25 protein-coding genes and 1 pseudogene are annotated in these 20,630 nt (G+C 50.8%); 1 reads left to right on the top strand and 25 read right to left on the bottom strand.

The window, feature by feature from the left end; translation table 11 throughout:
* Nucleotide 1: 1 nt before the first annotated feature.
* The 14 genes from DWW13_RS00170 to DWW13_RS00110 form a co-directional block, all read right to left on the bottom strand.
* Entirely contained in the window at nucleotides 2-496 is a 495-nt protein-coding gene (locus tag DWW13_RS00170; protein WP_118601187.1) for a hypothetical protein, read from the bottom strand.
* The gene (locus DWW13_RS00165) at nucleotides 496-1,197 is read right to left on the bottom strand and encodes an L-2-amino-thiazoline-4-carboxylic acid hydrolase (RefSeq protein ID WP_055267104.1); all 702 of its coding nucleotides are present in this window, start codon (nucleotides 1,195-1,197) and stop codon (nucleotides 496-498) included. The genes DWW13_RS00170 and DWW13_RS00165 overlap by 1 nt, the downstream gene beginning before the upstream one ends.
* The gene (locus DWW13_RS00160) at nucleotides 1,194-2,069 is read right to left on the bottom strand and encodes an MBL fold metallo-hydrolase (RefSeq protein ID WP_118601186.1); all 876 of its coding nucleotides are present in this window, start codon (nucleotides 2,067-2,069) and stop codon (nucleotides 1,194-1,196) included. The genes DWW13_RS00165 and DWW13_RS00160 overlap by 4 nt, the downstream gene beginning before the upstream one ends.
* A complete protein-coding gene (locus DWW13_RS00155; RefSeq protein WP_117760434.1) occupies nucleotides 2,066-2,674 on the bottom strand; it encodes a class I SAM-dependent methyltransferase in 609 nt (202 codons plus the stop codon). Before DWW13_RS00155 ends, DWW13_RS00160 begins: the two co-directional genes overlap by 4 nt.
* Before the next feature lies 1 nt (nucleotide 2,675).
* The gene (locus DWW13_RS00150) at nucleotides 2,676-3,290 is read right to left on the bottom strand and encodes a class I SAM-dependent methyltransferase (RefSeq protein ID WP_117760435.1); all 615 of its coding nucleotides are present in this window, start codon (nucleotides 3,288-3,290) and stop codon (nucleotides 2,676-2,678) included.
* 361 nt (nucleotides 3,291-3,651) lie between these two features.
* A complete protein-coding gene (locus DWW13_RS00145; RefSeq protein ID WP_330425582.1) occupies nucleotides 3,652-4,074 on the bottom strand; it encodes a flavodoxin family protein in 423 nt (140 codons plus the stop codon).
* Nucleotides 4,075-4,123: 49 nt separating this feature from the next.
* A complete protein-coding gene (locus DWW13_RS00140) occupies nucleotides 4,124-5,632 on the bottom strand; it encodes a recombinase family protein (RefSeq protein ID WP_117482846.1) in 1,509 nt (502 codons plus the stop codon).
* Between the two features lie 89 nt (nucleotides 5,633-5,721).
* Entirely contained in the window at nucleotides 5,722-5,898 is a 177-nt protein-coding gene (locus tag DWW13_RS18930; RefSeq protein WP_165483719.1) for a hypothetical protein, read from the bottom strand.
* A gap of 133 nt (nucleotides 5,899-6,031) precedes the next feature.
* Nucleotides 6,032-6,301, bottom strand: coding sequence for a hypothetical protein (locus DWW13_RS00135; protein ID WP_117482847.1), 270 nt, complete (start codon nucleotides 6,299-6,301; stop codon nucleotides 6,032-6,034).
* Between the two features lie 441 nt (nucleotides 6,302-6,742).
* Nucleotides 6,743-7,165 (bottom strand): RNA polymerase sigma factor, encoded by a 423-nt coding sequence (locus tag DWW13_RS00130; protein ID WP_181968500.1) that lies wholly within the window; start codon nucleotides 7,163-7,165, stop codon nucleotides 6,743-6,745.
* Nucleotides 7,166-7,834: 669 nt separating this feature from the next.
* On the bottom strand, nucleotides 7,835-10,327 hold the full coding sequence (locus DWW13_RS00125; protein WP_117482848.1) for an ABC transporter permease: 2,493 nt from the start codon (nucleotides 10,325-10,327) through the stop codon (nucleotides 7,835-7,837).
* 14 nt (nucleotides 10,328-10,341) lie between these two features.
* Nucleotides 10,342-11,007 (bottom strand): ABC transporter ATP-binding protein, encoded by a 666-nt coding sequence (locus DWW13_RS00120; RefSeq protein WP_117482849.1) that lies wholly within the window; start codon nucleotides 11,005-11,007, stop codon nucleotides 10,342-10,344.
* Between the two features lie 182 nt (nucleotides 11,008-11,189).
* Nucleotides 11,190-12,221, bottom strand: coding sequence for a sensor histidine kinase (locus DWW13_RS00115; protein WP_118718942.1), 1,032 nt, complete (start codon nucleotides 12,219-12,221; stop codon nucleotides 11,190-11,192).
* A complete protein-coding gene (locus DWW13_RS00110) occupies nucleotides 12,218-12,910 on the bottom strand; it encodes a response regulator transcription factor (RefSeq protein ID WP_118718940.1) in 693 nt (230 codons plus the stop codon). Before DWW13_RS00110 ends, DWW13_RS00115 begins: the two co-directional genes overlap by 4 nt.
* 228 nt (nucleotides 12,911-13,138) lie before the next feature.
* On the opposite strand from DWW13_RS00110, the gene DWW13_RS00105 reads away from it, so the two are divergent.
* Complete coding sequence (locus DWW13_RS00105) at nucleotides 13,139-13,498, top strand: helix-turn-helix transcriptional regulator (protein ID WP_036626676.1); 360 nt, start codon at nucleotides 13,139-13,141, stop codon at nucleotides 13,496-13,498.
* A 169-nt stretch (nucleotides 13,499-13,667) separates the two neighbouring features.
* Here DWW13_RS00105 and DWW13_RS00100 read toward each other — a convergent pair whose 3' ends face one another.
* The 11 genes and pseudogenes from DWW13_RS00100 to DWW13_RS00045 all read right to left on the bottom strand — a co-directional run.
* Entirely contained in the window at nucleotides 13,668-15,083 is a 1,416-nt protein-coding gene (locus DWW13_RS00100; protein ID WP_118718938.1) for a relaxase/mobilization nuclease domain-containing protein, read from the bottom strand.
* 79 nt (nucleotides 15,084-15,162) lie between these two features.
* Nucleotides 15,163-15,453 carry a CD1845 family protein gene (locus tag DWW13_RS00095; RefSeq protein WP_005927606.1) on the bottom strand — a complete coding sequence of 97 codons (291 nt, stop codon included), beginning with the start codon at nucleotides 15,451-15,453 and terminating at the stop codon, nucleotides 15,163-15,165.
* Nucleotides 15,454-15,628: 175 nt separating this feature from the next.
* Complete coding sequence (locus DWW13_RS00090) at nucleotides 15,629-15,970, bottom strand: plasmid mobilization protein (RefSeq protein ID WP_012741672.1); 342 nt, start codon at nucleotides 15,968-15,970, stop codon at nucleotides 15,629-15,631.
* A complete protein-coding gene (locus DWW13_RS00085; RefSeq protein WP_003500078.1) occupies nucleotides 15,970-16,152 on the bottom strand; it encodes a DUF4316 domain-containing protein in 183 nt (60 codons plus the stop codon). The genes DWW13_RS00090 and DWW13_RS00085 overlap by 1 nt, the downstream gene beginning before the upstream one ends.
* Nucleotides 16,153-16,164: 12 nt before the next feature.
* Nucleotides 16,165-16,788 (bottom strand): hypothetical protein, encoded by a 624-nt coding sequence (locus DWW13_RS00080; protein WP_118718936.1) that lies wholly within the window; start codon nucleotides 16,786-16,788, stop codon nucleotides 16,165-16,167.
* 99 nt (nucleotides 16,789-16,887) lie between these two features.
* The gene (locus tag DWW13_RS00075) at nucleotides 16,888-17,289 is read right to left on the bottom strand and encodes a cysteine-rich VLP protein (RefSeq protein ID WP_118686763.1); all 402 of its coding nucleotides are present in this window, start codon (nucleotides 17,287-17,289) and stop codon (nucleotides 16,888-16,890) included.
* Nucleotides 17,290-17,481 carry a hypothetical protein gene (locus tag DWW13_RS00070; RefSeq protein ID WP_003500082.1) on the bottom strand — a complete coding sequence of 64 codons (192 nt, stop codon included), beginning with the start codon at nucleotides 17,479-17,481 and terminating at the stop codon, nucleotides 17,290-17,292.
* A gap of 2 nt (nucleotides 17,482-17,483) precedes the next feature.
* Nucleotides 17,484-18,131, bottom strand: a complete 648-nt coding sequence (locus DWW13_RS00065; protein ID WP_032521002.1) for a DUF4366 domain-containing protein — start codon at nucleotides 18,129-18,131, stop codon at nucleotides 17,484-17,486.
* Nucleotides 18,118-18,384: a DUF4315 family protein gene (locus DWW13_RS00060; protein WP_005927622.1), complete on the bottom strand. Its 267-nt coding sequence runs from the start codon at nucleotides 18,382-18,384 to the stop codon at nucleotides 18,118-18,120. Before DWW13_RS00060 ends, DWW13_RS00065 begins: the two co-directional genes overlap by 14 nt.
* 22 nt (nucleotides 18,385-18,406) lie before the next feature.
* Entirely contained in the window at nucleotides 18,407-20,074 is a 1,668-nt protein-coding gene (locus DWW13_RS00055; RefSeq protein ID WP_118718934.1) for a C40 family peptidase, read from the bottom strand.
* A gap of 279 nt (nucleotides 20,075-20,353) precedes the next feature.
* Nucleotides 20,354-20,630, bottom strand: a pseudogene (locus DWW13_RS00045) (VirB4-like conjugal transfer ATPase, CD1110 family); the annotation flags it as partial.

Below are 20,630 nucleotides of genomic sequence, written 5' to 3'. Positions count from 1 at the left end.
CTCATATTTTCATAAAAAGCATCATAATCGCCGCCAGTACTGCCGAAATGACCGCCATACCAATTGTGCCGAACAGCCACTTTTTGCCCTTATCCTTGGCTGTAATGTAGGGTTTCAGGTCTTCCGTTCCCGGAATTTCCCATGCGTTCGTATGTCCTACCCAATAGCCGTCAACCCAAAATCGGTCTATGAGATTCATAACGGACAGTATGACCAGCAGCTGCCAGAAGCCCTGAACGAAGCCCTTTGCGCCGTTGAGCGCATAGACGCAGACCAGCACATAGGCGATGTATCCGGGGACGCAGACAGCTTTAAAAATCAAAGCATTTCGCTTGATTTTCGCGTGTGTTGTAAGTCCCAGCGTTACGCACCGCTCCTGCACCTCCTGGCTGTAAAGATGCACCATGCCCACCGCGCCCTTGCAGATACCGATGGCGCAAACCAAAATGAGCAGAACGCCCAGCCCGATGCCTTCCAAAATCACCTGTAAAAGCATTACCGATTCCTCCTGAATCCCGCCTCATCCCGGTATTCGGGATGTCCCTTCAAGTACGGGTCTTTATCGCCGCAGATGGTGTAGTCGCATCGGCAGCCGTCCACGCAGGTGGTCGTTCGCACCAGCTTGGCATGGAGCAGTTCCATGGACGCATAGTCCACATTGCACAGGGCGGGCATGATGTCCGTAAGACCGTGCCGGATGGCGAACTCCGCCGCCGGACACGACGTAAACTCATAATAAATAGGCTTGCCGTTTTCGTAAGGCGCAACCGACATCTCGTAATCGTGCCATTTGTCGCAGCCGCTTTTCGCACGAACAAACGCCCTGTACATCAGCTTCCTCCAGAACGGCTTGTTGCAGTCCACGAATTTCAGCTTGCGGAAGGTCGGCAGGATCAGATTTTCCTCCATCTCTTCAATTTCACGGAACGAAGTAATTGCTTTGCAGACCACATAATAGCTCATGATGGCGATGCAGTCGTAGGTGCCGCCTACGCCGTTGTGAAAATTCTTTTTACCGCCGAGGTCGGTGCGCCACTTGGAAAGAAGCTCTGCGTATCTCAGCTGCACCTGCTCCCAGACCGCCTCGCGCTCCACCTCCGGATAGTGCAGAGTGATTTTCGCCAGAATTTCCTTTTTGCAGGGTTTGGAATATAGCACATGGCAGCTACGGTCAATTTGTAATTCGCTGTCCCTCATCTTCCCACGCCTTTCAGAAAACCGCTCTTTGCATTTTCTTCGGTGTCGTCCGATTCGTCGTAGGCATCATAGGGTGCCGATGGGTCATGTACTCGTTTTTTGAATGGTGAACAGTGCTTGTCTTTGTGGGCAAACGCAAAGGCAAAATTGTCCGTCCATCCCGTGTGACCGGTGATGAAATATGGATGCAGCCCACGTGCGCGCAGTTTCCGCTCCAGCTCCGCCAGTGACTGCACAGCCAGCTTATTGTCCTCCGCCAGCGAGGAAATGAAGCTGTAGCCGCCGTCCGCGCCAAACCACAGCGTGTCGCCGGTAAAAAGGTACTTATCGTCAATGAGGTAGACCATATGTCCCCATGTATGACCAGGAACCAGAAAACACTCGATCCTGACGCTGTCAATATCAAAGACCTCTCCATCGTGAAGCAGCTGCTTTTCGTTGTAGATGGTCACTTGCGGCAGCTTATAGAGATGATAAATAACCTTGCGGCGTGTTTCTCCGATCAGATACCGGTTCTCGATCTCGCCGATGTACAGATTCGCATTCCGGAACAGCCCCGGACTGTCTGCTTCCACCGCACCCACATGGTCGGTGTCCTGATGGGTGATAAGGATATGGTGTATCGACTTCGGATCAATCCCAAGCCAGCTCATTTTTTCGGCAAGGCGGTCGTAGTTATATCCCGCATCGACCATAATGGTCGTATCGCCTTTGTGGTAGAAGAAGATGTTCGCCACCCATTCGCGCACGCAGGCAACATTCTCGTCGATCCAGCCGGTGTTCAAAGGCTTGAAGATTTCCTTGCCCCGGTACATCCAGCTCATTGCTTTTCTTTGAAATTCCGTTGCCTTTTCGACATGATCGCACCTCATTTCTGTGCTGTGACACACAGCCAGCCCTTTTTATTTTTGTGACTCTGAACCCTGCCAAAGCCTGCTTGCTCCAGATACACTTTCAGATCAGCATCCGTATAGATGGTCATACCGTTAATGATTTGCGTCCATTTGTCGTCTTTTGCTGTTTCACCGTTTGCTTCGTTACAGATGAAAAAAGTCCCGCCGGGCTTCAGCACCCGATAGACCTCTCTGAAATTCTGCGCAAGTTCCGGCCAGAAATAGACCGTTTCAAATGCGGTCACTACATCAAACTGCTCCGCTTCAAACGGCAACTCTGCTACACTTGCCTGCTGCACAGTACACTGCCCTGCTGCAATGGCACCTGCATTGACCTTTCGCGCTTTTTCTACACTGACTGCTGAATAGTCGATGCCCTGCACCTTGCCCTTGGGACACAGCTTCAGCAGCGTTTTGATGTTCGCTCCACCGCCGCAGCCGCAGTCCAGCACCATGGCATCCGGGGCAGGCTGCAAAAAATGCAATCCCCACGCTGCCATTGCGCTGTGCCCAAAGTTCATCATAGCAACCATGATCTTTCCGCTAAAGCCTACGGGCTTGCGGGTGTTTTCAAAGAAGGACATATCACACCTCCGATTTCACACATTCCGTATAGGTCAGCGGAAAAGAGGCCTTTAGAACAACACTTTTTCGCACTGTCCAATCATTCTGTTGCAGAAATTTTAGGTATTCTTCACTCGTCCACTTGCTGTGGAGAGGAAAGCCTGCCAGATTCATGAAAAAGGCTTTGACCTTGCCGGGAAATGAGTTTTCTGCGTGCGTAAAGGTAGGCGCGATCAGCACACCGTCATCCTTCAGCACCCGTTTGATCTCTCGCAATGATTTTTCTGGCTGAGGCACAATGTGCAGTGCGTTTGATACGATTACCACATCGAATGATTTGCTCGCGTATGGCAGAGAAAACATATCCTGCACGGAAAAACGCAGCTTCGCAGAGTAATTCCCCCGTTTGGCCTCTGTAATCATTTCCGGAGAGGCATCCGTCGCCTCGATGTGTGCCGCTGCTTTTACGATGTGCTTGGCGATCAGTCCCGTTCCGGTAGCCACCTCCAGCACTGTTTTGTCTTTCACGACCGGACGGATCAGCTCATACATTTTCTCGTATACTGCCCTGTCTTTTCGCATAAAGCAGTCATACAGACCTGCATTTCTGTCCCAGAAATTCTTGTGTTCTCGCATTGCTGTCTCTCCTTTTATAGTTAGATTTATCTAATCAGCACGTGCACGCTGATACGTTAGGTTCGGCTAACTCACGTATTTAGGAAAAGCCGCATTTCTGCGGCCTTTCGGCTTATACAAATAGCTTGCTGCAAGCATCTCACATCTGTATTTTCAGCCACTGAGGATAACGCCTCTCGATCTACTCCTTATGGAAACAGCCAAAATCTATTTTCACACCATTGCGGTGACTTTTGCTTTCTTATCCATATTATATCATGCTCACTTCTTTTTTGCAAGGACGGTCATGCCAAGATCCACGATGATTTTTCCAATCGTTTTGCTTTGCATTGGGGTTGACCTCCTATCCTTTATTGGTTCCTTATCGAATGAAATTTGTCATTTCCCACGGTTCTTCCGGGGGCAGAGGCACCAGCTTGCTGCCTACCTCTTTGCACTTGAGATAATAAGCCATATTATGACCCAGTGTTCGAAGAGTCGCAAGGCCCTCACGGTCCTGCATTACTTCCTGCGGTGTTGTTCCATGCATCATGTTCCAATAACGAGACGTAATAATAGGCATCTGCATCAGACCAAAATACTTGTTCAGCTGATCCCATGTAGCCGTCGTTCCGGCTCGTCTAGCCGACATAATCGCCGCTACAGGTTTCAAATAGAATCGTCTGCCGCCTCCGTTTAAATCGGCATAAAAAGCACGGTCCAGAAAAGAAGTGATTGCACCGGCAGCTCCTGCCCAGTGGACCGGCGTTCCAAATACAAAGCCATCATAAACATCGGTGTACAAGGGGTACAAACAAGATAAAATAGAAATGAGGGGCGATAGAGCGGAAATGTCAGATTTTCCACTCTATCTGAACACGGTCGCTGGTGGCCTTGATCGTAGAGATCAAACCATCGGCGGCTTTTCTTTTGTCGTCAAAATCTATGCTGTCCCAGTTGTCGAGATAATAGGATAACTTCTTTATCTGCTGGGGAGATATGATTTCAACGCTCAATTCAGCGATTGCCTTTGAAATGGTCTGGCGTCGGGTGTCCAGTTCTTCAATTTTTTTATTAGCGTAGGCAAGCAAGGTCGCATTGGCTCCGGTCAGCGTATCAAGCAGCTTTTCAATTTCTGACTCCACCTGTGCCAGCTCCACTTGATAGGCGGTCAGCTTCGGATTGACTTTTTCCTCTCTGCCGTGGAGTATCTGAAAGTCTTTGAACTTTTCCTGCATGGCCGAGAAAATGAATTGCTCAAATTCTTCTTTGCGGATTTTCCCGCAGCCCGGACAGCCTTTGTTTTCCGTCCGTTTGGTACAGCGGAAATATCCGGTGCTGTTTGGTACATGGGTGGCTTTCAGAGCATACCCACAATACCCGCATTTGATTTTTCCGGCCAGCCAAGTATTTTTCGGTTTCCGTCCCTGCTGGAAGGTGGTATTTGCCATAAGTTTTTTCCGGCATTTAAGCCATGTGTCAGAGGAAATGAGTGCTTCGTGGGGAGCGATAACAAGTATCTGGTCTTTTAAGCACCTGTCCTTGTCCTCCTTCACATCCCGCCCCTGATAGAGATAGCAGCCGTTTGTTCCGGCAAAGTCGGAAGCGTCATTGACAATCGCTGCGCCCTGGCTCTTGAAAAATTCGTACAGCTCCAAATCGGCCTGTGCGTAAACGGGGTTTCTTAAAAGCTGGGAAAGAAATGTACGGAACATGGATTTGCCATAAATTTTTATGTCATGTTCCTCGAAGTATCGGGTAATATCTCCGAAGGAGGTTTCCGGTTCAGCGTACATTTCAAACATCAGCCGAACATGGTCGGCGGCTACGGGGTCGGCAACCATTTTCTTTGTGCGGATACCCTCTACCACAGTAGGCTCTAACTGATAACCGTATGGTGCCTGTCCGCTCATGTGAAAGCCTTTCAGGCACCGTGAATAGTAGGCGTCTGTGACACGCTTCTGAATTGTCTCACGTTCAAGCTGGGCGAATACAATGCAGATATTCAGCATGGCCCGGCCCATCGGGGTCGAAGTATCAAACTTTTCTGTGGATGATACAAACTCCACATCATACTCTTGAAACAGCTCCATCATCGTTGCAAAGTCCAGAATAGAGCGGCTTATACGGTCCAGTTTATACACGATGACCCGCCTGACCTTTCCCTTGCGGATCTCGCCCAGCAGCTTTTGAAACTCCGGCCTGTCCGTATTCTTACCGGAATAGCCTTTGTCCTTGAATACCCGGCAGCTCCCACCTTTCAATTCATACTTGCAAAAGTCGATCTGACTTTCAATGCTGATACTGTCCTTGCGGTCTACTGACTGTCTTGCGTAAATACAATCTTCTCTGATAAATTCCATATTGGGCTCCTTTCCTTGTTGGAATGGAGCTACCAACCTTACAACTATATTATACCATCAGCAGCCCCGGACAACAATGTTGCGAATGATTAGGGAAATCTGTCTCCATATTTGCGGAACACCTCATAAAGACAACGCTCAATTTCTTTTTTGCGCTGTGCTTTCTCCTTCGGGGGAAGTACCGGCGTGAGGCTTTCCAGCACAATGATCTTCCCTTGAAATGCGACAGACTTTGTTTCTCGTTCATAAGTGACAGCTTGCGTCATTGAAAACCTCCTTTGCGAAAGTGCGTGTATATGCCTGCCTTTCCCACTTGTCCCGTGGGGAAATGTCAAAAGACGGCACCCAGCAGGTGCCGCCCTTTGAGCTTTCTCCACTTCGGGTCAATGTGGCCCGAGGTCAGCAAGGACTGGAAAGGTACTTTTCTTTGGCGTCCTCCACGCTGTTGAGGTCAAATATTTCATAAAGTTGCCCCACAACTCGCCGTATATCCTTCTTTGAAAATCCGCAGTTCTCCATTGCCATAATGACATAACCACGGCAGGCGTCATTGCTCCATTCGTCCGGTTCCAAGCCGGGGATTATTCCAAACGCATTTCCCATAAAGTGCTCCTCTTTTGAAAAGATGGGGAGCCACGCCGGATCGGTTGGCCTATCATCAGACAGCATTGCCGGGGGCTCCCCATAGGTTTTCATTTCATTTCAGACACACCGGACGGACATAGGCTTCATGCCCCATAGTATTTCAACTCTCCCCATTCTGATGGCAAGGCGTTCTCATTGCCTGCGACGGCTCACGGCTTGCAAGACCGCTTCAACGCTCGGACTGTGACTAAACGCAAGTATCCGGGTTCTGCGCCTGTTCCGGTGGAGCCAGCCTTGCCCCACCTATGGCATGGACCTGTTCGCTCGCTCAGTTTTACAAAGACTGTATTCTCTGAAATCTGAGGTCATGGCGGGTCTGTCACACAGCGCGTTCCCCTTCGTATCCGGGTGTCTTTTTATTCAATTTTCAATCTGCATGAGGCTTGTCTGAACCTCGGGCCATTGTGACCCGAAGTGTTTTACCTCTCATAAGCCATTTCATTTTCCGGCCTAAATCGGTACGCCTTACAAAGAATTTTTCAAAATTTTTTCTAAGCGACGCAGACCTCGCTCGATTGCGACACGAATCACTTTTTCATGGACGCCCTCTGCCCGGGCAATGTCCTGTTTGGTCATGCCGAGAATGAAATGGGCGTAAATCCGTTTTGCCTGTTTGTCTGGCAGACTGGTAATCGCTGCGTGAAGTTCCTGCATGGTCACTTTCCGCTCATACAGTTCATGGGGAGATAAAGCGACAAAGACAGCCTCATGCTCCAGCCCGTCATCCCGATCAAGGGAATAGTAGGCTTTGTGGCGGTATGTACGCAGCCGATAAGCAGCCTCTTTACGATCAAACTCTTTGAACATTTCTGCAACTTCTTCCGATACTTCCATGAAGCAATCCGATGTATAGAATGGGTAATAGTCCCGCAAATTGATAATAGCCATATTGACCTCCGTTTCGGTTGTTGGTTGACGAGTGACCGAAACGAAGGCGGCGGGGAGCGGCACCGGGGAATGACTTCGGGCCAACATGACCCGAAGCAGCCCCATAAGAACGCAAAAGCGCCCGGGCGGCATGAAGCCACACGGACGCATGAAATGACATAATAGTTAAGGTTCCAACAAATTTCGCATACATAGCCGGAATAACCCGGAGGCGGGGCTATGCTTTTTTTAACTGATGTAGGTCATGGGCACTGTGAAAAAAGGCAAAGATAGACACGGCGGCAATCCTCCTATATGCCGCCGTGGATTTACACGGTGTTAGGTCGTCGTTGGTTTAGGGGGCGAAAAGAAACGGCGGCTCTGATTTCTCAAAACCGCCATATCGTCAGTGATATAGGAAAGCACACGAAATCCTCTGCCCGTCAGCGGTTTTTTTCTTTTCCCCGCTGTGGGGGCAGATGTTTCTTAATTGATTTACCACAAGCATAAACTACAAATGTTACACAAATGTCCGAGGCGTCTTTGATTTCGACAGAAAAACAGGCTGAATTGTTACAAAGCTCGGACATTTCAAAAGAATTTTTTGAAAAATACTAAAGAAGCGGAGCCGCTAAAATCTGCTCCGCTTCGATATGATTGATCTAAGGATGTTTTGCTATTTGATTAAACTCACTCTGTCAACCGCAATCGCTCCACAACTGGAAGGTTAACGTCAGTTTTGTAGACCCATATAGGCACAATAAGGCAGATTAGCAACACCAGTCCAGACACCAGCACCAGTGGGATAAATGGATAGGAGAAAACAGCATAATAGGCCACTTTACTAAAAATCATATATAGCAAGATGAAGATTGCTGTTCCAATGGTGACTGCAAGGGAAAGGGAAACGCCCCAATAATAGAAACCTTCCATAAATAGCATTCGTTTGATTTGTCGCTTTGTCATTCCAATGCTTTCAAGAACAGCTAATTCATAGCGCCGAGTATTTACATTGACAACCATTGTATTGACAAAGTTCATGACACCAACAAGCAGCAGGATCACGGACAACCCTGTTCCTAAAACCTTTGCTGTAATGAGATATTCCTGCATTTCTTCTCGCCGTTCATATCGGGATATAATATCAATGTTAGCTTGTGATGCGGTGATTTGCTTTAATTCTTGCAGTATACTTTCGTCATGTTGACCATCCGTATCAAAGGCCACGCGGAACACTCTATATTGCGGAAAGAGTTCTTTCAAAGCTGTTTGACTAATATACAAATCAGGAGCCGTCCCTCTCTCATTGCCTCCTCCTGCTCGAAACCCTTCATTCAAATAACCGTTCGCTACAATAAAGGAATGCTGTCCGTTCTGCGTCTGGATTGTTATTTCCTGCCCTGGCTGAATAAGGCCTTCTACTGTTTTGGACAGCAGCACAACCTTTCCTTGTTCAAAGGCAGACGTGTCAATAGGCAAGTTTAAGGTTTTATTGATTTCTTCCAAATATGCACTGTCAATTCCAAAAACCCCGCTAAAAAAGTTTTGCTGATAATTTTCTAATTTTGCCGGATCAGAAAAATCAATGCCGTTTACTCCGTCTAATGACGCAAGAAACTCGTGAAATACAGCATCGTCATATACAACATCTGCTGCTACTTGAGGATAAGGTGCATAGGTCAACCTCAAATTCTCAATGCCGTCAAGCTGACCAATCTCTGAAACCATTTCGCTGGAAATTAAATCTTCTCTTTCGTGGATACTATATGTGAGTGCAAAATCGCTTACTCCCCATTGGCTCACATAATTCTCCGGGCTTAAACCATGTAATAGCCCTGTGACGACAAGGAACAAGGAAAGGCCGAAAAAAAGCGATGCAAAAACAAGGGTTGTACTCTTAGCATTACGAAAGACATTGTTCCATGCCATTCTGGACAACTTCATTTTGCTACAATTTCTGGCGCTGCTCTGTGTGCTGGCTGCTGTATATTGGAGTGCTGCTATTGGTGAAACACTTCCGGCAATTTTGGCGGGCTTCATGCTTGCAATCATAACGGTAATGAACGTAAATATGGCCGCTCCTATGAAAATAAACGGCGAAAAAGATACTTTTGTTCCCACATCAGAATTTGTTGAATACATCATATTCAGGAAGTAAGGAACAATGCCAAAGGAAACAACCGCACCAAGTAACAGACCAATCGGAATACCAATACAAGAGATTCTGATTGCCTGCTTATAGATAATTCTCTTTATCTGCCTTTGGGTCGTTCCAATCGTTTTAAGACGGCCATAGAATTGCACATCTTTTACGACAGAGACATAAAGAATATTATAAATCAGCAGATAGCCGCTAAAGGATATAAAAACTGCTAAAATTATTACAGCTAAAATAATAGTTCCACCATTTGCCTGTTCTAATGGTACAATTTCAAATGTTTGCCCTTCTGTAAAGTCAATCTCACGCCGCAATCTTTCACAGTTTTTGTCAGCATTATCATTGCCTTGAAAACGGATCATTGCCGTAACACTATTATCCAGTGATACATTTAAGCTATCCTTAAAAGCGGATGAAACATAAACATAACCACGATTATTTGTGCGCATTGGAATGTAGTCCGTATAGTAGCCCGACAGCAAAAAGGTGTCCGTGACATAATCATAGCTATCGCCAATTTGGTATGACAACACAATCTCCATCCCTATTTGCGGATCAGAAATGCCCATCTGTTCAAGCACCCATGTAGGTAGCATAATTTCGTTTTTACTTGATGGGTAATTTCCTACAACACCTGATATAGTAGGAAGACGGTGGTGTTCCCACTCTGTATCATTTATCCATACTACACCTAATCTTGCGTTTCTCAGTTGTTCTGTATCAACACTACCTAAACGCTGCTGTATACCTACGTCAAGGACAAGGTTTGATTTTGAAATTTCAACCAACTGATTTTCTGTTACATTTGTGATTCCGACATCAGCGGTAGTTCCCATTAACCGAATTTGTTGCATTTGGTAGGTTTCAAAATAACTAAAACCAATACTGAATGTCGCAGTTATCATAAATGCAGTTAGCACAAGAGCAATGATTGCAAATAAATTACGCTGCCGTTCACGATGCAAACTGCGCTTTGCCAGCTTCTTTTCAATGTCACTGGTATCATTTTCAAAAGGCCATGTCATAGCTTGCCACCTCCTTATTCCACAATCCTGCCATCCTCAATGCGGACAATCCGATCTGCAAGACGGGCAATATCGTTGTTGTGGGTAATCATCACAACGGTTTGCCGGAACTCCGCACTGGTGCGCTTGATAAGCCCCAGCACCTCAGTGCTGGTCTTGCTGTCAAGATTGCCGGTCGGTTCGTCCGCCAGCACGATAGCCGGTTTGGTAATCAAGGCGCGGGCGATAGCCACACGCTGCTGCTGTCCGCCGGATAGATTGTTCGGCATATTTTTCAGTTTATCTTCCAGCCCCAGTAGGTGAACAATTTCGTCCAAAAACTTCTGATCCACCGTGTCCCCGTCCAGCTCCACCGGCAGGACGATGTTCTCATACACATTCAGGATGGGAACAAGGTTATAGTTCTGGAAGATAAAGCCGATGTTGCGGCGGCGAAAGATGGTAAGCTGCTCGTCGTTCTTCTTTGCCAGTTCTTCGCCTCGGACAATCACGGTTCCGCTGGTGGGAGTGTCCAACCCGCCCATCATGTGAAGCAGGGTGGACTTGCCGCTACCAGAGGTTCCCACAACAGCCACAAACTCGCCGTCCTCCACGGAGAAATTTACGCCGTCAAGGGCGCGGGTAATGTTCGGTTCTGTACCGTAATACTTTTTCAGGTCAATCGTCTGTAAAACGCTCATATTCAAAACTCCTTTCAAGGCTTCCTACCTGTTGATAAGTGTATTGTAAAACCCAAATGTCCGCGAAATGTTACAGCGGCTAAAAAAATTCATTGAAAATTGAGGTGAAATGTTACAACGCTCGGACATTTCATTTTATCTCTGCACTTCAGGCCAACTTGACCCGAAGCAGAAAGTTTCTCTCAACGCAAGGGAAGCATAATGGAAAATTCCGAACCCTTGCCCGGCTCCGAAACCACTTTGATATAGCCGCCCTGCCGCGTTACGATCTCGCGGGCCAGATACAGGCCAATGCCCACACCCTGCTGTTCGTGTACTTCTTCCTCACGATAGAAGCGCTGGAAGATAGCGGCCTGATTGCTTTCGGAAATGCCCTTGCCAGTGTCGGTCACTTTGATTTCCACATACATTTCCCACAGCACCACAGACACAGCGATTTTCCCGCCTGCCGGGGGGTACTTCACCGCATTGTCCAGCAGGTTAAAGAGGGCTTCCGATGTCCCCTGGCTGTCATGGGAAACGGTCAAATCCTCCGGGCAGTCCACGGACACGGCGATTTCCTTTTTCTCCGCTGCATACACGATCCCACTCATGGCCTGTGCCACGGTATCAAAGAGGCGGCCCGGTTTCTTGTCCAACTGGATTACGCCTGTTTCCAGACGGGAGGTTTTCACAAGGGCCTGAAAGAGAAAGTCCAGCTTATCCGTCTGGCTGCGGATTCCCCGGATAAAGTCGGTGCGCTCCGCCTCGGTCATAGGCTTTTCCAGCAGGGTGTCCGTCGCCATTTTCAGATTGCTTACCGGCGTTTTCACCTGATGGGAAATATCCGATACAAGGGTCTGTAACTCCTGCCGTTCCTCGTCCACCCGGCGGCGGTTCTCCTGCATGATCTGGTAAAGCCTTGCCAGCCGGTGTCCGATTCTGGCAAGCTGGGTTTCGCTGTCCTCTGGCCGCTGGGGCGCTTCATTTCCGGCAATCATGTGGTCTAAGGTCTGGCACAGGTCAGCGGTAAACTGTGATAACCGTTTTCCAAACGCCTGCGTCAGTACAAAAATCCCTACAAGGGCGCACAACAGCAGCGCCCCGCCCGTCAGCAGCACCGCCGTCTGTTTTGTCACAAGAAAAAGGGCTATGGTGATCCCGGACATGGAGAGGGCAAACCCTATTGCCACCCGGCCAAACAGCCGCTTTACCGAGAGGTTTTGAAACTTCATTTTGCCTCGCCTCCCGTCCATTGATAGCCCATGCCGTAAACGGTCTTGATGTAGGGCGCGCCGCCGTCGGATTCAATCTTGCTGCGAATCCGGCTGATAGAAGTTGTCAGGGTGTGTTCGTCTACAAACCTTTCGTCTATATCCCACAGCTTTTCCAAAAGCTGCCCACGGGTCAGCACTTGCCGGGGATTTTTGCGGAACAGGTTCAGCATTTTGTACTCCATCGGGGATAGGGTCAGGGGCTTGCCGTTTAAGGAAGCCGTCTGCTCCGAGAAGTCCAGAAACAGCCGCCCGTCGTCGTAAATGTCCTTGGCCGGTTTGTGGTGTTCCAGCATGGCGAACATGGCTTTGATTTTTCGCTGCAAGGCCCCGATCACAAAGGGCTTTGTGATGTAGTCCACCGCGCCCACCTCATAGCCCCGTATCTGGTCGCTCTCCTGATCGTTGGCGGTCAGGAAAATCACGATGGTATCCGGGTGCTGGGGCTTTATCAGCTTGCACAGTTCAAAACCGTTCCCGTCCGGCAGGTTGATGTCCAGCAGAACTAAATTAAATTCCCGCTGGCGGATGGCTTCGGCTGCGGTTCTGGCATTTAGGGCAGAAGTCACGCCGTAGCCGTCTGCGGTCAGGTTATAGGCCACCATCTTATTCAAAAAACTGTCGTCCTCGACAATTAAAATCTGCTTCATATCCTCACTTCCTTTGCTTTTTGCAGATAGTATAACAGGCAAATGTCCGTGAAATGTTACAGCGGACGAATTTTTGAAAAAATTATTTCTTCATAAATTATATAGCCTGTTGGCTTTTACATCAAGATTTTACAAGTGAATAGTGAAATGAAATACTACCTTACATAAAGTTTCATTACATTCTCATAATCCAACCAGAAATGTACAATGATATAGGGTGATATGAGAATGAACCAAGATGAAAGAAGGTTTGACTTTCACGGCCTCGGGGCGGCTCTCAAACGAGCCAGAGAAGAAAAGGGATGGACACAAGCCTATGTTGCGGAATTAGTAGACCGTGACTCCCGTACCATTATGAATATTGAGAACAAAGGTCAATATCCCAGCTTCGACCTTTTTGTTAAACTCATTACTATGTTTGACGTTTCAGTTGACCAGTTTATTCATGCGGACGGAGGGGCAAGGTCAAGCTCTTGTAGAAAGCACATTGATGTACTTCTAAACTCCATGAATGAAAAAGAGCTTGTCGTGATAGAAGCCACAGCCGAAGGCATTAAGAAAGCCAGGGAAACGGAGGTTCCAGAATAAGGGCCTCTGTTTTTTTGCGTCATTTTAGGGGCTGTCGCTAAGTGGCAAGCAATGCCTCTGTGGCCACAAGTGGCACAAAGGCGGCTTGTTGGGGCTCGCCCCAAACCCGTATCTTCGGGCCAACATGGCCCGAAGTGTCAGCGTCGCTTTGCTCCTTATTTTCATAACCTTAACGCTCCTTTTCCTGCTTTCTTCCCGGCTCGGTGTAGCCCATCAGAGTGTCAATGTTCGCCTTGATCGTGACGATCTCCTGCATATCCCGTCGTGCCTTCTGGTATTCTCCATAGAGCTGTTTTTTCTTTGCTGTGAGCTTGCGGCCTTCCTCCTTCAGCACATCCATTTTAGGGAGCTTCGCCCCGCCCAGCAGAGAGCGCATTTCCGCTTGTGCAGCCCGGTACAGTTCAAGGTCGGCCTCATGCTCCGCAAGGAATTTCCGGCTGTACTTCGTCGCCTTATACTGCTCAAAGACTGGGCGGGTTTTGGCATACTGAACCGTTGCGGCCTTTAGCCCGGCATTGGTTTTCATGGCCTGCTCCGTCTGCTTGACCTGTTCGGAAATAACATGGAAACGGTCTGCCGCCTCGGTGGCTTTCTTCGCCAACTGCTCATAATCGGTCAGGTTATTGTCCTGTATATAGGCAAGAGCGGCGGCCATCTGCTTAATGTTAAATACCTTCGCCCAGCGTTCATATCCCGGCCCCTTACCGGCAGCCAGCTTTGCTTGAATATCCACCGCCAGACTGATTTTCCGCTCCGAGTGCCCGGGGCGTTTTTCTTTGCCCTCAATGGCGGCCAGAACATCTTGCAAGTCGTAGCCGTCCCCCAGCGTGGAGGCGCGCAGACGGGTGAAGCGTTCCTGTCCCTGCCCGGTCAGCCGGAAGCTGATACCGCCGCCCCGAACCGTCTTGACCTCATACCCGGCCCGTTTCATCAGGGCAAGAAATTCATCCAGATCGGCGGGGCGTTCCGCCAGTACAGTATCAATGGTAAGGCGCAGCCTGTCTTGATAAGAAAGCGGCCCTTTTCGTTCTTTCTGCCATTCTCCATAATTCCGATACTTACCCTTGCTCCGGGGCTTCGGGTTCTCCACAATGGACAGCCCGTTTTCAAGACACAGCCTGTCAGAGAGCCGACGGAGGGCAAAGCTGGAGCCCCAAAAATTTCGGAATTTCCGGGTGCAGTCAAGGGTGGTGGAGTTGTAATAAATGTGACAATGGATGTGCTGCTTATCGGTGTGCGTGGTAACGATAAAAGCGTGCCGCCCCTTTGTCCAGCGCATAGCCAGCTCATAGCCGATACGGTTCGCCTCCTTCGGGGTGATCTCGCCCGGATAGAAGGATTGTCGTATCTGATAGCACAGCACATTATTTTCTTTCTTCTGTTCCCGGCCCGTCATAGCGGCATAGCTGGCCTTTGCCAAAAGGAACTCGTCCGCCACGGTGGCCGGATCACATTCATAAGCGGAGATATACTTTCCGCTTTCTGTTTTCTCCGGGTCCTTGCCATAGTCCAGACAATCCCGGATAGCCTCAGCAATCGTTTCGCCTTCGCCCGCATGGCGCTGTAACAAAGTTGTGGTAGCCAAAAATCATTCCTCCTTTCCATGAGAAAGGGGCGGCCCATTCAGACCGCCCCGACTTCGGGCCAGTATGGCCCGAGGCTGCTTAACTTGCCAGAAACCGGTACAGAGCGGATTTGCCTCCGTCCAGCGCCCAAAGAAGGGAGCCCGCCGCCGCTTGCAGTCCATACGGCGAAAGAAGGAAGGCAAGAAACAGAAATACAATCCCGCCTATGGGCGTCGGCGTGAAAAAGAGAGCGACACCCAGCACCGTCAGGATCACAGAGGCAATCGTCAGCAGGACGGCACAAATATCAAATAGGAACACCAGCAGAGCCGCCAGAAGGGACAACGCTAAAGCAAAGGGAGCAACCAATATTTTCAGCAGTATCTTCATCTTCAAAACCTCCTTTATCTATCCTTCCTACCTCTATTTTATCATGCCTGCCCGGGGACATAAATGTTGCGAAAGATTAGTAAATCCTGTCCCAAACTTTCGGGTCATACTGGCCCGAAGTGGTAAAAAAAGAGCAGGGCGGCAAGCCCCGCAACGGAAGCTTGCCGCCCTCGTCTTACTTTGCCACCAGCTCGGAGAGCTCCCGCAGTACCTTTGACACCTCGCCCCACAGTTTTTCATAGTCCCGCTTCAATCCGTCGATTTCCTCCGGGTACACGCCATAGGTATGTGCGTGTATGGCAACCTGATTGAGATTGTTAGAACAGCGCCGTTGCAGAGAGATCAACTCTTTTACAGGTGCAAGGTCGATGTGCAGGATATATCCATTCAGAGCCATTTTCCGCACATAAGCCCCGGCGTTGGAAATGCCCGCCTCAGCCATCCGTTCATGGATGGCTGCCAGCTCGTCCGGCGTTACCATAACGTGCAGATGGACATTCCGCTTGCGGTTCTCCATCAGCGTTCCAACTCCCGGCCTTTCCGGCGCTCTTTGGGCTCCTTTACCTTATCAAGCGGTTTTGCGTCCAACTCCGGGGGCGTGGGTGGGATAGGCGTGTTGTTGGGTACGCCGTCGATCATGTTGCAGTTCTGCTCCGTGGAGAGCTCGGCGGTTTTCAGATAGTTGTCTTTTTCGTGCATGGCGATCCTCCTTTATCGTTCCTCATGGTTTTTATGGCTCCGCTTCTGGCCGGGCTCCTTTTGGGGTTCCTGCCCTCTGGTTCCTTCTTTGAGCCGGGCGGTAATGGATGGGCGCACCCGGTCAGGATTGCCCGGTGCTGGTTTCAGTTCATAATCCTCTATCTGCTTTTCGGTCAGCGGCTTTGCGTAGGTCAGTTCGCCCCATGCCATCAGCCTGCCGTCTGCCACAGGACGCCGCCTGTCGTCATCGTAGTTGACGATGGAAAGAGGCTGGTTATCCGGCGGCTTCGGGTAAGTTCCTATGTCCACGGGCCGCTGGGTGGAATAATAGCGGTAAACGCCCTCCGGTCCCAGCTCGGTATGCTTGACCGCCGCATGGTAAAACTGCTGATAGTCGTCCACCCGGCGGTCAAAGTCCCGCTGCGCCCACGCCTGACTGGTTCCATAGCGGCCCCAGTAGTAATCCCGATGGCCGTTTTCCCCCTCGGTAAACTGCCAGGTCACAAAGGGGCTCGGCGCTCCCGGATTATGCCCCAGCGCAAAGCCGTGTCCGGTTTCAAAGGTGGCAGCTTTCAAAATCACATATCCTTGTACTGTCTCCAAGAGATTCCTCCTTTCTGTGCCTCGGGTCAACATGACCCGAAGTGCTGGATGTTACGAAATAAGAGGGCAGACCGGGGAGGAATGTAATAAGATATTCCCACCCCGGAAACACCCTCAAAAAAGCCCGGAATGTCAAGCCTTTGGAGGCGGCAAATCGTAACAGCCGCCCGGCCTTTTCTCCCGCATTTTCCTCATGCGTTCCCGGCTTTTTCGGCGGTTCCCTTCGGCCTTGCAGGCGTCGGAACAGTAGGCTTGACGCCCCTCGGGCAAAAACGCCTTTCCGCAGACCGCACAGGCCCGCAGCTCCGGGGAGATGCCTTCCGTTGTCAGCGCCGCTTGAAGCTCCGGGTTAAGGGGCAGGACAGCCTCACGGAAATAACGGCAGTATGCCCCTGTCCAGCACTTGTGCAGCATATAGCAGGCACAGTCAAGAGGAAGGCACAGGCCGCTTTCCCGGTCATAGTTGGCGCACATCCCCGTGACCAGAGAACGGATTTTTTTCTTCTCGTCACGGGTCAGCTCCCGGGCGTCCATTTAAGACTTCGGGCCACGATGGCCCGAAGGGCGGGGCTCCACGATCAGCGCCCGGAACTTCTTCCGGCACTGTTTTTTCTTTCCTTTGCACTCCTTGTAGTAACGGCATCCCTTACAAGGATCGTCATTGTCCCAGCCGGGGTGCGGTACTTCCTTCATCATTCGTTCAAAAGGGCTGCTTGTAAAATTCATTCTCATTCCTCCGTATCTTCCTCCCACGGCGGGGTATCTTCGTCCTCGGGTTCCTCTGCGATCTCCTCCAGCTCCCCGTCCTCATATTCGCAGTAATCATCTTCCAAATCCGGGGCCTCATGCTTTGGCTTGTAAATCTTGAAATAGTAACCAATCCCACCGCCGGCCAGCACCACCGCACCGATCAGGAGCAGAGAGAGAAGGGGGCTGTCCTTTTTCTCCGGCTCGGGTTCCGGTACTTCCTCCACCGGTTCGGTCGGCTTTGGCTCTGGCTCAGGGGTCACTTCTTTGGGCGGTTCCTTACCCTGTTCAGCAAGAGGCAGAAGGTCGTCTGTGGTAACGGTATTGAGGAAATAGACGTTCTCGCTGGTTTTCTGTTTGTCGATCACCAGATAAAACACGCTCTCGTCTGCTGTGGTGATGGTGTAGAACTCCTTTCCATCCTCGTCGGTGGCGTTGTCCACCACGGTTCCCGTCCCGTCCGGGGTAAAGGGGTTCTGGGTTTCCGGCTCCGCTTCGGTTTCTGCCGGGGAGGGAGCTGTCTCCGGCTGCGGCTCGCTGCTCTGTGCATAAGCCGGGACTGTAAAGATCAGGCAACACAAAAGGCTGGCAGCCATCGCCGCCAGCCTGCGGTATTTAATTTTCTTCATGGGCTGTGTCCTCCTTTTCGGGTGCCTCCGGCTTCGGGTCAGTATGACCCGAAGCGGTAAGGCTGTTTTTGGGGTCATTCAAAAAAGCCATAAGCTGGGCGGGCGTCAGTTTGAGGGAGCGCACCGCCTGCACGATCTGGCTGTTTTCTTCCTCCTGTTTCTGCTTTTCCAGCTCCCGGATTTTGGCCTGCCACTCGGCAGCCTTCTCCCGGGCTTTTTCCAGTTCCTTATCGAGCTTGTCGATCTTGTTCATGCAAGGACTCCTTTCCTCTGGCTCACAAACGCCCGAAGGCATAGAAATGTGTCTGCCAGTAGCTTGAATTGATGTTTGCGTATTGGATGGGCGAACCACAATGGAGCATCATCCCGTCGCCCACATAAATCCCCACATGGGACACAGGGCCGGGGCTGTCATAGGTTCCCGTGAAAAAGATAATGTCGCCGGGCTTTGCCTCGGAGGGGGAAATGATAGCGCACTGGTTATAAATGCCCTGCGCCGTGGTACGGGGCAGGTTGTGGACGCCGCTGGCCGTGTACACCCAGCAGACAAAGCCCGAACAGTCAAAGGAGGTGGACGGGCTGGAGCCGCCCCACACATAGGGCCAGCCGATGTACTTTGTGGCTTCTTCCATGAGCGCCGCAAAAGCCGGGTCATCCAGCGCCTCGCCGGGTATCTCATAGCTGGGGCCGGTATCTTCGCCGCCGTTGTAAATCCCTTCCCACAGATAGGGTTTGTTGCCTTTGAGCTGCTGCATAACGGTGTAGATTTCCCGCTGCTGTTCGTTAAGCCTCGGCAGGATCACGGCGGGCAGCGTCTTGTTTGTGAGGGTCACATTGAGAATGTAATACTCATAGGGGACTTCCTCGGTGGTGGTTTCCCCGGTCTCCGGGTCGGTGCTGGTTTCGGTGCGGTAGCGTATCTCGACTTCCTCCGTCAAGGTCAGCTCATACTGTGCCTCGAAGATCTCCCGCAGTTCGTCCTGCACCTGTTCCCGGAAATACACATGGTACTTTGCCGAGAGATAGGACGCCAGCTCATAGGGGTTATGGCCGATCTCGTCCACGGAATAGCGGTACTCGTCATAGCCGGGATGGGTGCTTTCGATGTTCGCTACCGTCTGCGCCAGCTCGTTTTCCAGTGCCGTGTAGTCCTCGTCCACGCCCAGCAGGTCCGTATCCTCCGAGGCGTAGGAGGTGCCGGATAACGCATTGGCAAGGCCGCTGCCAAGCGTGGGAAAGATAGAGCTTACCGCCGACACAAGAAAACAGAGCAGCAACAGCAGGAGCAGGACCAGCACCGCCACGGGATGACGGGTCACAAACTGCGCCGCCCGACGGGTCGCAGTTCCCGAAGCGGCAGCGGTTTTCTTTGCGGCCTTTGCGCCCTGTTTTGCAGCCGCCTTTGCTTCTTTGGAATACCGGCGTTTCAGTTTCCATTTCTGCTGCACACGGGAAAGCGGATTGCTGGCAAGTTCCGGGTGCTCGGAGGCCATCTTTTGAAAATCCACATTGGCCCGGGCTTTTATGTCCTTCCGTTCCCACTTTGCTACCTTCCGGGCTGGGTGTTCCCGCCAGCGGCGTTTGGCATAGCGGGTCAGTTTCCGGGCTCCGGCCTCTGCGGCCAGCTCGGATTTATGGGCTCCTTCCACACCCACATTTTCATGCTCAACCTCGTGTATCTTGTTGTGGACATAGAACCACGCTTCTGTACGGGCTCCCCGGACTGCCTTTTTTGCAAGCCCCGGCGGCTTCTTCGCTGCCCGTTTTGCCTCGGTCTTGTCCAGTTTCTCCCGGGCCTTTCCCAGCTTATCCCCGGCGTGTTCCGCTTTTGCCTGTGCTTTCTGGTACTTGTCCTTTTTGCTCCCGGCCTTCTCGGCGGAGCCCTCCGGCTCCTGTGCCTTGCCGGTATCCTGCGGCCCGCCCGCTTCATCTTCCTGCCTCATGCGGTCAGAGGGACGGCTTTTCCGGCTGTCCTCTTGAAACTTACCGCTTTTGGACTTCGGGCCATCATGGCCCGAAGGGCTGTCCTGTCCGGTATCCTCGTCCTCAAACCGCAGACGCCGGGATGGTGCGGGGGAAGGTCCTTCCCGTTCAGCCGGTCCGGGGCGATTGCCCCCGGTATCCTCCGTCGGCCCCGGCCTTTGAAAATTCCGTTTGTCCGGTTTCTTTTCGATGATGTATCCCTCCTTTCCAAACCTCGGGCCAGCATGGCCCGAAGTGTGTTATGCCCGGTTCATTTCCTGTTTTTTGTCCTCCGGGCGGGTGGTCATAATGGCGTACAGCTCGGTATTCTGCGGGAAGCGGTCAACAAACGGGATGGTGGTGTTCCCGAAGAACAACAACCCTTCGCCGGAATTGGTGTGGGTCACATAAGAAAGCTGGTGGGGGCTGATACCGAGCTGTTTGGCTAAAATCTGCCTGTCGCCCTGCGCCTGCGAGAGCAGCACAAGGAAGTCCGAGTTTTCAAAGATGTTCTCGATCTCCGGGCTTGCCAGAAAA

The organism is Blautia sp. AF14-40 (genome assembly GCF_003479665.1).
Classification (GTDB): Bacteria; Bacillota; Clostridia; order Lachnospirales; family Lachnospiraceae; genus Fusicatenibacter; species Fusicatenibacter saccharivorans.
Note: the sequence above shows the minus strand (reverse complement) of the source record. Positions and strands in the feature narration are given on the sequence as shown.